This window comes from Bacteroidota bacterium, from assembly GCA_016183775.1.
Lineage (GTDB): Bacteria > Bacteroidota > Bacteroidia > JABDFU01 > JABDFU01 > JABDFU01.
Map to the genome: position 1 here is coordinate 1 of JACPDY010000117.1, position 14,430 is coordinate 14,430.

5 protein-coding genes are annotated in these 14,430 nt (G+C 42.0%); all 5 read right to left on the reverse strand.

Annotation, left to right across the window (positions count from 1 at the left end):
• Window positions 1-176: 176 nt before the first annotated feature.
• Entirely contained in the window at window positions 177-4,487 is a 4,311-nt protein-coding gene (locus HYU69_14080; GenBank protein ID MBI2271468.1) for an SBBP repeat-containing protein, read from the reverse strand.
• A gap of 152 nt (window positions 4,488-4,639) precedes the next feature.
• On the reverse strand, window positions 4,640-7,420 hold the full coding sequence (locus HYU69_14085) for an SBBP repeat-containing protein (GenBank protein MBI2271469.1): 2,781 nt from the start codon (window positions 7,418-7,420) through the stop codon (window positions 4,640-4,642).
• Window positions 7,353-8,381: a hypothetical protein gene (locus tag HYU69_14090; GenBank protein MBI2271470.1), complete on the reverse strand. Its 1,029-nt coding sequence runs from the start codon at window positions 8,379-8,381 to the stop codon at window positions 7,353-7,355. Before HYU69_14090 ends, HYU69_14085 begins: the two co-directional genes overlap by 68 nt.
• 232 nt (window positions 8,382-8,613) lie before the next feature.
• The gene (locus HYU69_14095) at window positions 8,614-13,731 is read right to left on the reverse strand and encodes a PKD domain-containing protein (protein MBI2271471.1); all 5,118 of its coding nucleotides are present in this window, start codon (window positions 13,729-13,731) and stop codon (window positions 8,614-8,616) included.
• 290 nt (window positions 13,732-14,021) lie between these two features.
• Window positions 14,022-14,430, reverse strand: a 409-nt coding sequence (locus HYU69_14100; GenBank protein MBI2271472.1) for a SprB repeat-containing protein, incomplete at its 5' end; no start/stop codon positions are given.

A 14,430-nucleotide genomic window follows, 5' to 3' on the forward strand; every position in this document is an offset into this window, starting at 1 on the left:
CAAGACATTACAGGAACCAGGATTGTTCTCGGGTTATATACGCCAATTTCTGCTCGGTCATAACTGCTCTACTTTGATCGAGTTAAAGGTAATTGTTTCTTTATTTGGTTTTACGACCAGAGGGGCGTATCGATGGATTGTAAGGGAAAAAGCCTTGGAAAAAAGTGTCTGATTTTTCAGGGTGCGTTTAGATTAACATTTACACTGCACCCGTTTTTATCCTTGATATTTATAGCGTAACTACCGGGACAAATTTTATTTTTATACCTGTTAGTATATCCATCCGGCCATGAATAAGTATACGGACTTGTACCACCTGTTGCAGCTACCATTATCCATTCCCTGCATCCACAACCTGTACAATTAGCTGTCCCCTTGGTAAACTGGCCCGACAAAGCGGGAGGTGAAATGATTGTAACAGCAGCAGTAGCTGTACAGTTTTTCGAATCGTTAACTGTTACAGTATAGTTGCCCGCGGTAAGCCCCGTTGCAGTCTGTGTAGTTTGTCCATTGTTCCAATTGTATGTATATGGAGAAGTTCCGCTTCCAACCGAGGCTGTGGACGAGCCGGATCCCCCATTACAATTTATGTTAGAAACCGTTGCATTAACTGTTACAACAGGATTAACTGTAACTAAAGCTGTTGAAGCAGATGTGTTTCCACCGGCATCCCTTATTGTTACTGTATAGGTAGTTGTTATTATCGGGCAAGGACTGATATTCTGGGTAGTTGCATTATTACTCCACGAGAAAGTATAAGGAGAAATTCCTCCTGTACCACTTGATGTAACTGTTGCGCAACTACCCGGACATACTGAACTGCCCGTTGCGGTTACGGTTGGACCGGAACAATTTGTTACTGTTATGGTACTGGTCATAACAGCCGAGCAGCCCCCACTTGTTACTACATGTTGAACAGTGTATGTTCTGGCAGACAAAAAGGTGTAGGAGAAATGCTCTGTGGATCCCGATGCGAAACCAGGATTCGTAAACCATGAATAGGTTACACCGGTTCCTGTTGTGCCCGTATTGGTAAAGTTTACAGTTGTTCCTATACAAACAGTTCCGGGAGATTGCGTAAACGATGCAAAAACAGTTTGTATGCCTGTTACACTTGCTGTACTTGAAGCGGTACATCCATTGCTATCAGTAACAGTTACAGTATAGGTTCCGGCGATGAGACCTGTTGTTTTATTCGCAGTTGAGCCATTTGACCATAAATAACTATATGGGGAAGTGCCACCTAAAGTATTAATGGTCGCGCTGCCACCATCACCACATGTCACATCAACGGCTGAGATCTTTAGAGTTCCCATTGGTATAGTAGTAATTGTAACCGTCCTCGTTATGCTGCAGCCAGCTCCATCCCTTATAGTAACCGTATAATTTCCGACCGAGAGGCCCGTGGCCGTTTGCGCGGTTTGTGCATTATTCCAATTATAAGTATATGATGATACGCCTCCTGTTGCTGCAACCGTTGCTGTTCCATTATTACCAACATTACATGCAACATTATTCACTGATACCGTAGCAGCCAATTGCAAATTACCGACATTAATATTCGCAGCTGTTTTGCAGTTAAGAGCATCAGTTATCAGCACACTATAAGAACCGGGCGGAAGATTTCCGGCTGTAACACCTGTTCCGCCCGAAGGCGACCAGCTATAAGTATAAGGAGAAGTTCCGCCTGTTACGGCAACAACAGATCCGGAACCATTTGATCCGCATTTCGCGTCGATCGCGTTGACAGTTGAACCCAAAGATGAAACGCAGCAGCCAACACCGGAAATCGTTACAGGAATTGTAATGGAGGAAGCCGGACAACCGACTGTTAATTTTACATTATACGTACCTCCGGCAGAATACACATGAGTAGGATGTTGTACACTGGACGTTGTGCCATCGCCAAAATCCCATGCCCATGTAGTAAGAGGCACCCATAAACCGCATTGATTGGTAGTATCAGTAAATTGAACAAGTGAATTACACGATAAAGTCCCTGACCTGGTAAATCCTGCATTTACTTTAGGAGCGAATTTAACTATCACGGGTTGATCCAGTTCGCCAGTACGGGCGGTACCAAAACTTACGGCCGTTGTATTTCCCTTAGCAATTTTATACGCGGGACCAAGCGTTGGAAAATTAGCTGAATGTGTTGTAATTCCCATAATAACTTCCTGATCACAGGGATTTGATCCAACAACTGCGAGGGATGCTCCATAATCATTATTCAATGATCCGCCTACATAAGATGAATAAAGCAAGTTCTTTCCATCCGCACTTAATTTACTTAAAACTCCATCCATAGCACCATCCCATTGTATCGCACCCTGCTGAGTAGTCTGAAACGCACAGTTGGTTACAGGGTAATCGGGCGATCCTGTAAAACTTGTAATAAAAGCTTCTCCCGCCGGATTAATAACAATTGCTGACATAAAAATCCAATAACCGCTTGTATTGGCATCAGCCGCTGTGCCTCCCAGGTAAGTTGAGTATACCAGATTATTACCTGAAGGAGAAATTTTTGCAATAAACAGGTCACCTCCCCCCACTCCGCCGCAACAGGATGTATTGGCAACAGGTCCGTTAAATGATGTATCATAAGAACCTGCAGTAACAGGGAAGTCAGAGGACTCAGTCCAGCCAACAACATAGGCGTTTCCAAGATTATCAAGCGTTATATCCACTCCTCCATCATCTCTCGAACCTCCAAGAAAAGTAGAATACACGAGATCCGACATCCCGCCTCCCAATGGATTTATCCTGCACACAAATGCGTCGCCTTTTGTGTAATTGGTCATAACCGTTAAGTCATCACTTCCTCCATAAGCCGTTTGAAACGCTCCGGCAGTTGTCGGAAATGGATTAGCCGGTTGACTTATCCAGGTAAAACCTGTTATGAACGCCTCACCGGCTGCATTGATCTCCACGCCTAAAGGCCAGTCATACGCCCCGCCACTGAGAAAAGTTGAATAATTTGCCGAAGCGCCTGTAGCGGCTAACACAACGAACCATCCGGGCTCGCTGTTTGTAGGATTTGGTTGAATACAGCCCGGAGTGGTAATAAGGCCTTGTGCACCGAATGAATGTCCAACCACAAAAGCCTTCCCCGCATTATCAACAGCTAAATCCATCGCGTAGTCCTGGTACCAGCCCCCAATGAATGTTGAATACATTAACGTTGATCCGGCAGGATTTAATTTTAACACAAAAGCATCGGGACGAGTAATAAAGTTTGTAGGAAAAGTTGGCGGCCAGTTATTAAAAGTATTATCATACGCTCCCGCTGTTACCGGAAAATCAGTGGATTGTGTATACCCACAAACATAAATATTACCTGCTGCATCAAGATCAATACCCCAGCCCGCTTCATTATCTTTGTTACCACCAATATATGTAGCCCATATCAAAATAGTTCCTGTAGGATCCAGTTTGAAAACAAACGCGTCGATATTTGAAACGGCCTCTTTATAATCGGTAAAATAACCATTTCCGGAGGAACCATTATATGTAGGATCATAAACTCCGGCAGTTGTTGGAAAATTATTTCTATACCAGCCCGTTCCATAGATATTCCCTGCCCCATCAACGACGATATCAAACAAGTATCCAGCTCCTGTACTATTTCCGCCAACAAAGGTTCCCCATTTTAATGTTACGGGATCTATTATTACTGCATAGGCCGGATCATATTCTCCATCTATTCTAAATCCAAAAGTGGTATCGTTCCGAAGTATATAATTGACAATTATCTCACGTTTTGTTCCATTGATCAACTGGTAACAATAGGGCCGTCTCTCAATTAATGTTCCCCATTTGGTGAATACCTCAACTTCTCCTTCGCTATTTGTCTTTAGCTTTTCAATGCCTTCACAGGCCAGCTGTATGTCATTTATATCAGAACCCGGCTTTAGAATAAAATCATATTTAAGATCGGTATCCTTAATGTAATACTGCAGGTCAATATTTTTATAGACATTATCATACCTTATTAACCGATGATCTTTTACATTTTTCACATGCTTATCCGCATCCCGCCCCAATAAATAATTGGTTTTACTTTCCTGATCTCCGGCACCGTATATATTAACTTTACTATTCATTCCAAGGAAATGAATGTTCCATACGAGGTAAGAATACTCTTCAGCAACTTCTTTATGAAGTTCGGTCAGGTTATTTTTCTCCTCGCTCCCTTCAGCTTCTCTAACATGGCAAAGACTCAAACCATCCTTTAAAAAATAAACATTACCGGCTTCTGATGAACCCTGGTACAGAATATTCGCTCCCCATTGTCCGGCATTTTCTCTGAATGCGAAATTCATATCTGTATTACTAAGCATCTCTTGTAATTCAGAGGTGTTTTTTTTAGAAGCAAAGGATGAAGCTAAACTGCTTTTTGAAACTAAACGATCGCTTTGAGCAACAGTTATAGGAATAGCCAGCACCTGCAATACCAATAGTGTTATAGGAAATGATCGCAGATTCATTTGAGGTAATTCATATTAAGCCGTTAATGCCAAACCGGCATTACTATATCAAGGCGCGGTTAAACTAACATTTATACTGCACCCCTGCCTGCCAACGCGTTAGCCATTGCTACGGCAAGCAGGCGTTTTTATCTAAATTGAACAGAAGCCATTTAAGGGGCGTTAACTATTAAATTGGCACTACACCCGTTTTTATCTTTAACATTAATGGTATAGCTTCCCGGACATAACTGGTTTTTATACCTGTTCACATACCCGTCCGGCCAGGTATAACTATACGGACTTGTACCACCAGTTGCGTTTACCATTAACCATTCTTTACAACCACATCCGGCACAATTGGCAGTACCTTTGGCGAATTGCCCTGCTAACACAGGTGGAGAAACTATAGTGGTTGTGGAAATTGAGGTACAACCTTTGCTGTCTGTTATAGTTACTGTATATGCTTGAGATGAAAGATTCGAAATCAGGGATGCGGCAGCGCCATTGCTCCAGGAAAAACTATATACAGGACTTCCTCCTGCACCAATAGCCTGTGCTGAACCATTATTGCTTCCTGCACAAGTTAAGTTTGTTTGGGTTATTGTTGCTGTCACGGAAGGATTTATTGTTACCAATGCGGTTGATGTTGCAGAGTTTCCTCCAACATCTCTAATCGTCACAGTATATGTTGTTGTTGATACAGGACAGGGGCTAATATTTTGAGTTGTTGAACCGTTACTCCATGCATAAGTGTAAGGACTTGCTCCTCCTGTGGCAATTGACGTTACCGTTGCACAATACCCCGGACAAACTGAATTTGCCGTAGTTGTTACAATTGGACCCGCGGTACAATTTACAACCGTAATGGTGATGACAATATTGGAAGAGCATCCGCCACTATTAACTGTATGAGAAACGTTGTAAATTCCTGTAGATAAAAATGTGTAAGAAAAATCAGTAGTGGTACCACTAACATTTGCCGGTGAAATGGGTGAAATAACCCAGTTGTATGTAACTCCCGATCCGGGCGCAGTCCCTGTATTTGTAAAGTTGACAACACTTCCTTTACAAGCTGAAGAAGCTGTAAAGGACGCAGAAACGGGACTCGTACCTGTTACTGTGTACGCTTTAACAATCTTACATCCATTGCCATCGGCAACTGTTACTGTATAATTACCGGCCGGAATACCTGAAATTGAAGCAGTAGTTTGACCAGTACTCCAACTGTATATATAAGGGGGGCTGCCTCCGTTAAGAACAAAAACAGATGCGCTACCACTTGAAGTACAACTGACATTTGTACCCGATAAATTTAAGTTAATTGGTTCCGGCTGAATTATACTTATTACTTGTGGCTGTGTACAACCTTTTGAATCCGTTGCTGTAACCGTATAAGTCCCCATAGTAAGCCCCGTAACCACTTGTGTAGTCTGACCGCTACTCCACAAATATGTATAGGGTGCTGTACCTCCAGATACATTAGCTGTTGCACTACCAGTGTTTCCACCATTACAGCTCACGTTCGTCGTTATTGCATTTGAAGCAGACATAGTGCAACCGCAATTATTGACAGTAATAAAATTAAGCTTCTCAAGGCTATCGCTCCCACAAGGTTGTTGTATAACCAGCTTTACAGGATATGTTCCCGGCGTATTGTACGCAATCCCTGTAGGATTTACTGCAGTTGAAGTAGATGGCGTACCTCCAGGAAATGTCCACAGGTATGTAATTCCGGTTTTGTCGCAACCAATATAGGAAGAAGTAAAATTTATCGTATTACCTGCACAGAGTGTTGAATTTCCACTAAAGTTGATCATACTTGTTACGCCCCCACATGTATTTACATAAAGTTGTGCAAACGTAGCATCCCATACACCACCACAATTGAACTGATATGCATTAGGTGTAACCGGATAGATGCACCAACTGCTTGCAATTAAATATACAAAGCAGCCATCAACAGCAACAATACCACCACATCCATCAATCGTTTCATTGTGCGTGGAACTTGAGTTCCCTGCACCAAGAAAGCCGGAACAAATCAACTTACCATTAGGATCAAATGTGGTGATAAACTGATCCTCTGTACCCAAAAATGATTTCTGAAAAGCGCAGGATGTAATCGGGAAATTAGTACTATAGGTATCGCCCGACACTATAATATTGTTTTTATTATCTGTTGCAATTCCTCTTGGTTCTTCATATCCACTCCCTCCGAGATAAGTGGCCCATAAGAGATTGCCTGTGCTGCTGAATTTAGCAACGTATCCCTCTGAGAAGCCCGTACTACTGTTTCCCGGTTGAAAAGATCCCGCAGTAGAAATACCTGTTGTGGAATTTGTGCTTCCGGTTATAATGACATTCCCAAAATTATCTGCAGCAATTGCCGCGTCAACATTCGTACCTTCAGTAAGGTTACCTCCATAATAGGTTGACCAAACAGGAAAACCGGTTGCAGGATTCAATTTGACAACAAAAGAGTCCGTTCCTCCATTTAATCCAGCCTGAAATGGTGATAATGTCGGAAAATTAGTTGATGATGTGAGTCCGGTAAAAAAGACATTTCCAAAAGTATCACAGGTTATGCCTATTCCCTGATCATTGCCTGTCCCACCAAAATAGGTAGACCATTGCATAACTCCACCACTGCTAAATTTCGTGATAAAACAATCCCCCCCGCCTGCAGGAGCGGGCTGAAATGCAGCCATAACAGGTACACCAGAAGATGCCCCGCACAGAAAAATATTATTTGTTGCATCACAGGCTACATCACTTCCTCCATTAAAGTAAGTAGACCATATCAAAACACCAGTGGGATCAAACTTTGCAATAAAAGATCCTGAAGAAGCCATCAAAGTGAGGTTCTTGACAAAAGGAGCCTTCTCAAGGTACATGATGTCGAGGAGCAAAGCAGGCGCTTCGATGGGGCAGGCAAAGGCTCCGAAGATCATTCCTCCTGGAAGAACAGAAGTCTACGACATGCTCCTGAAGGCTTAGCTGCTTATCTGTAGCAACGGAAAGCCCCCTCTCTTCATTACTCCCTCCGAAATAAGTTACCCATGGATCAATTACTAAAGGATATGAGGGATTCCATGTTCCGAATTCAAAGCTTACAACTGTTCCGCTTAAAATGTAACGTGCCTCTACGTCCACAATTTTTCCATCAATATTTTGGTATACTTTTGGTATGTATTCCCCCAGTTCGTTAATATTCGTTTTTACTTCTAATCTGTAATTTTTAATTTGTAATTCTTCCACCCCACTATATTTCAGTTTAATATCATCAGGATTGCCGCCCGCATTTACGACAATATCATATTTTAGCCCCTGAGACTTACCTCCATAATACCTTACATCAATATTTTTATATATATTTTTCATAACAACTTCATTAAATGACTTTACATGGGTCAAACCTTTCGGACAATATGGATAATAATAGTTATTATATCCTTCAAGCTGATCAATACCAACAACTTCACTACTTGCAATACAACCAACAAAATCGACATCTACACGATTCAGTTTTAACAATTGCTCCTGCATTAATTCATCTTTTTTTTTCCGCTCACCGCTTTCACTTAATTTACCGGCTCTTATTAACGCATCAATTTGTTCATTTACTCTGCTTATTATTTCACCAATATTGGTTAAGACGTAACTCACACCGGTTTTGCGCAAATACACATCAACTCCTCCCCCATCACCTTTAAACAGAATGTCGGGTCGCATCTGTTGTTCCGTATCAATAAACTGACCCTCGTTCTGAATAAAACTCATTCCGGTGGCAAGCCCATTTGGGTGAGATTGCGATCCCTTGTCTTCAGTAAAATTGTATTTATTTGCAGTACCGGCAAACAAATAGAAAACATTAAAAAGAATTAGCAAAGAGGCGAGAAAGCACTTTTTCATTCGAAAATTTTTAATTCATATTTTATAATATTCACAATTATTTTTTCATGTTTTATAAAACCTAAATTTAAAATCCTCACATCCAAAATAAAATACATTGTTGTAATTCTAATTTGTGATCATACCTCGGTAATAAAAGCATACAATACTCATAATCAGATATTAATAAGTAAATAATGTTAGTTATCTAACTAACATATTTATTGTAAATAAAACTGAATTAAAAACAACTTTAAGGTGCACTCACGTTAACATTTATACTGCACCCGTTTTTGTCTGTAATATTTACACTATAATTACCCGGACACAACAGGTTTTTATACCGGTTCGCATATCCGTCAGGCCAGGTGTAACTATAAGGACTGGTGCCACCTGCCGCGGTTACCATGATCCATTCTTTACAACCACAACCCGAGCAGTTGGAAGTGCCCTTCGCGAATTCTCCCGTTAGTGCAGCCGGTGAAATGATTACTGCATTTGCAATTGAACTACACCCGCTTGCATCGGTTATTGTTATTGTATAGCTTCCTGCACCAAGACCTGTGGCTGTGGGAGCAGTTTGACCATTACTCCAGCTATAGGTGTATGGCGTTGTTCCTCCAACCGGATTTGCGAGTGCGCTGCCGTTCGTTCCTCCATTGCAGGTTACATTGGCTTGTACTGTTGTTGTTACCGTTGCTCCATTTATATTGTTAACTGTTGCCGTTGCCGTTTTCACACAGGAATTCGCATCTGTGATTGTAAGGGTGTAAATGCCCGCGCCAAGACCTGTTACCAGTTGCCCTGTGGAACTATTGCTCCAATTGTAAATCAATGTGCCTGTTCCGCCTCCGGCCACTACGCTTACACTGCCATTGGAATTTCCGCAATTGGCATTTACGCCATTTGTAGTGAAAGTTATTGCGCCTGGTTCTGTTATACTTACTGTGCTAACCACTAAGCATCCTGATGCATCCCTGACGCTTACTACATAAGTTCCCGCAGTAAGGCCCGTGATCGAGGTAACTCCTGAGGACGTATTGCTCCAGTTATAGGTCAGTGTTCCTGTTCCTCCTGATGCTGCAACAATGGCTGTACCGTTATTCCCGCCACTACATTGCAAATTATTACCCGTTAAGCTATTAATGGCAGGTGATGGGAAATTGCTGATCACTGCAATGGCGGTTTTTGTACAGTTGTTCCCATCCCTCACTGTAACGGTATAAGTACCGGCTGCTACTGCCGATATTGTTTGCCCCGTTGCGGACGTACTCCATGTATATGTTAATCCTCCTGTTCCGCCTCCGGCCGATACTGTGGCCCCCCCATTTGACACACCACAGCCGGCTGCCGTTGGAGTGGTACTTGCAGTTATCGCTATCGGCTCTGTAAGTGTTGTTGTTGATACTGCGGTACAGCCTTTGTTGTCGGTTACAATTACTGTGTAATTACCCTGTAGTAAACCTGTAGCTGTTTGTGTGGTTTGGTTATTGCTCCAGCTATATGTATAAGGAGCGGTTCCGTTTGCCGGGCTCGCTAATGAACTTCCATTGGTCGCGCCGTTACAGGCCAGGTTAGTGGCCGTGGTATTTACTGAAATAGCAGGGTTTACTGTTACTACTGCTGTTGAGGTGGATGTGTTGCCCCCGGTATCACGGATCGTTACGGTATAGGTGGTTGTTGATGCAGGACATGGACTGATGTTTTGGGTTGTTGCACCATTACTCCAGCTATAAGTATATGGGCTTGTACCTCCCGTTCCGCTGGCAGTTACTGTGCCGCAACTTCCGGGACAGACCGAACTGCCTGTAGCCGCTACAGAAGGACCGCTTGTACAATTAATAACACTAACTGTGGATGTTTCCTGTTTTGAACATCCACCTGAAGTGACTGTATGCGAAATGGTATAGCTCCCTGTACTTAAAAAGGTATAGGAAAAGTTAACCGTTGAACCGCTAACGTTTGCCGGAGAAACCAGCCAGTTGTAAGTGCCTGTGGAACCGGTATTGGTAAATGTTACATTGGTACCCAGGCATACTATTCCACTTGGTGATTGGGTAAAAGTTGCGGTATTGGGATTAGCTGCGATTGAAATTGAAAATGTCCTTGTTCCGACACATCCGTTTCCATCTGTAACGGTTACTGAATACGTTCCGGCTGAAAGACCGGTAACAGAAGCTGTTGTTTGACTATTACTCCATAAATAGGAATAGGCCCCACCCGTAACAGTAATTGATGCGCTTCCCGGATTTCCACAGGTACCATTAGTTGGAGTAACTGTGTACGCTACCGGAGGCTTGGGAGTTATTGTAACCACCTTTGTTACACTGCATCCATTCACATCACGAACAGTTACAGTATAATTGCCTGCAGAAAGACCTGTTGAAACTTGGGTAGTTTGGCCATTACTCCAATTATAAGTGTATGGAGAAGTCGAACCCGCGATTAACACAGAAGCGGTTCCATTACTGCTGCCATTACATAAAATACCCTGCACAGAGGTAGAAATTACCAGCTGAGAATTATTGATCTGGATGTTCGCCACATTTTTACAATTCGCTGCATCGCTAATAGTAACGTTGTAAGAACCGGGAGAGAGGCCGGTAGCCGAAGCATTTGTTCCTCCAGAAGGCGACCAGCTATAAGTATAAGGCGAAGTGCCTCCTGAAACAGAAACTATTGATCCTGATCCGTTATTTCCACAACCAGCATGTACAATATTAATAGTAGGATTCAGTGAAGAGATGCAACAGCTCACACTGGTGACTGTTACAGGAATTGTAATTGAATCTGCCGGACAAGCGATCACAAGTTTTACATTATAAGTTCCTCCGGTAGTATAAATGTGAGTTGGGTTCTTAAGGTTGGAAGTAGTTCCATCACCAAAATCCCATTTCCATGATGAAGCTGTCCAGGCACCGCTATTCCAAACGCATGTACCTGTGCTTGCATCTGTAAATTGAACAGAAGAATTACAATTTGGGGAAGCTGTAAAAGTGAAGTTTGGAGTTACATTGGGCTTGAACTTAAATACCACAGGACGTTCATCAAATCCGGTTAACCCTATTTTAGCGGGTTGAAAAGAGCCGGCAGTTGTCGGGAAGTTGCTTGTATGTGTTGTGCCACATGATATCACTTCTTCCTGGCAAGGCCCGCGAAGGCATACTTTGGGAACATAATAATTAAAATCACCTGTTCCTCCCATATAGGTTGCATATAGCATTGTGCTCAATGTATTATTAAGTTTGAATAATATTATGTCGGGCCATCCTCTTTTAGTACTTTGATAAGCGCAGGGAGTAACCGGAAAATTAGTAGAATAGCTTATTCCTGAAACATATACTTCATCGACCGAATTAACTGCAATCCCAAATCCATGATCTTCCATTGTTGAGCCACCGACAAAAGTTGAATAAATTATAAAAGCACCGGACGAGGTTAGTTTTGTCACAAAGGCGTCTGTTTGTCCTGCATTATATGTGACGTCGTATGCGCCGGGTGTAACAGGAAAGTCGGATGAAGAGGTTTCACCTGTAACAAAGGCTTCATCAGAAGCATTAATTGCAATTGCCTGCCCTGCCTCATTGATATTAAAAGCAGCCCCAGCCCCGCCTAAATACGTTGAATAAATGAGGTTAGAGCCGGCTGCATTGACCCTTGTAACAAAAGCATCTAAACCTCCATTATAACTTACATCGTAGGCTCCGGCAGTAACAGAGAAATTGGGGGAAGATGTTGCTCCTGTGAGAAATGCCTGACCGGAAGCATTCAAAACAATACCGTAAGCACGGTCATCGGAAGATCCTCCCAGATAAGTTGAATAGGACAACCCCGCACCTGATGCGTTAAGTTTGGTTACATAAAGATCATGGGCTCCTCCATTAAATGATAAATCAAACGCTCCTGCGGTTACAGGAAAATTGGCCGATGCGGTAAATCCTGTTACGAAAGCTTCACCAGCAGCATTGATCGCGATATCAAACCCTGAATCTTCACCTGAACCACCCAAAAATGTTGAATACATCAACGTCGTACCAGTAGCATTCAGTTTTAATACAAATGCATCAGTGCCTCCATTGTGAGTTACATCATATGCACCCGGTGTAGTGGGAAAGTTGGTTGAATAGGTTGATCCTGAAATAAAAACTTCACCAGAGGCGTTAACAGCAATTCCCGCTCGATATACATCTGTAGCAGCATAACTGATAAGGTTCTCATTTAAAGTTCCACCTATGTATGTTGCATAAATCAATGACGATCCGTTGGCCGAAAGTTTGAAAACATAAGCATCTGAATTACCCCAATCATTTGCAACCACACCTGTAAGCGGATTATTGAATGTCTGATCAAACACTCCTGCCATTGTCGGAAATTTGTCATTAAACCAACCGGTACCATATACATTACCAGCAGGATCAAGAGCCATATCAAAAATATAACCTTCAGAAGAACCACTCAGTGGCCCAACATAGGTTGACCAAACGAGATTAACCGGATCTATAACAAGCGGAATCTGTTTATCATAGTTCTGATCGCAAACAAAACCGAAAGTTGTATCATTAATCAATTTATAAGATATCCTGATTTGCTTTTTGTTTCCTCCAATATCCTGGTACGACTCCGGAATCTGCTCGATCAGATCACCCCATGCTGTGCTTATAATTAAATTTCCCTCCTCATTTATCTGCAATCTTTTTATCCCTTCACATCCTAATTGAATTTTATTAATGTCGCCTCCCGCCTTCACTATAAAATCATACTTAAGCTCAGTGCCATTGCTATAATACCTTAGATCAATTTGTTTATAAATATCATTGTACCTGATCATTTTATAATCAGGCACATTTGTGCAGTATTTTGAAGGATCATTACCCAACAAATAATTTGTTTGACTGTTTTGTTCGCCTTCATTTGAAATGATTAAATCGGAGTTCATCCCTTTAAACCACATGTTCCATACAAGATATTCTGTATTTTCTTTTCCATCATCCATTGCCCTTTTTCCCGGTGTCAGTTCAGTATGAATTTCCTTCTCCCGTCTGAATCCAAAACTTAAATGATCCTTCATAAAATATACATTCGCGTTCCAGCCGGGGGATGATCCCCTGTAAAGTATTTTATTCTCACCAATAGCAGTACAACCATCCCATTGACCCATATTTTTACGGAACATAATGGGCAGGTCGGCAATCTTTTTTAAAATAGTTTGTTTTTCGCTTTCTGTAATAGCCTGACCAAGCGAGTTACCGGACTGACATGATCTCATCAGATCACTAGCCCGTGCTCCGTAAATAGTAAATAATAAAAAAAGGAGAGTAATCAAATAATTTTCCCGTCCGAAAATTTTGTTGCTGATGCAGTAATGCTCCATGTTGCTGGATTAATTTACCCTTTAATCTGTAATACCGATGTGATATCTGTAATGGTCCAATTTCATTGGCCCAAACAAGCTATCCGATCGGCATTATACCAATATTGATTGGACTAAAAATTAAATCAAATTGGTATAATTTATTCTGCCTTTTTCTGACAACAAGTTAGTGTTACTGTATCCAACATCCAATACTTTTTTATTAAATATATTTGCTTTAAAATAAATATACAGATGTTATAAATATTTAATTATCAGTTAATAACACACTATTTATGTTAGCTATCTTATCACGGGGTGGTCAGGCTGACATTTATACTGCACCCATTCTTATCCTTTATATTTACACTATAACCACCCGGACACAATTTATTTTTATACCGGTTCACATATCCGTCCGGCCAGATGTAACTATAAGGACTTGTGCCGCCTGCCGCATTTACCATGAGCCATTCTTTACAGCCGCATCCCGCACAGCCGGCTGTACCCTTGGTAAATTGTCCGGTTAAGGGTGGTGGCGAAGTTATCGCGATAGTAGTAGTCGCCGCACATCCCTTACTATCTGTTACTGTTACTGTATAGATCTGAGATGTGAGATTTGATATCTGAGATGTTGTACCTCCATTGCTCCATGCGAATGTATAACCCGGACTTCCTCCGGCTCCTGTTGCGGTTGCTGAGCCTGTCGAAGCGCCGCTA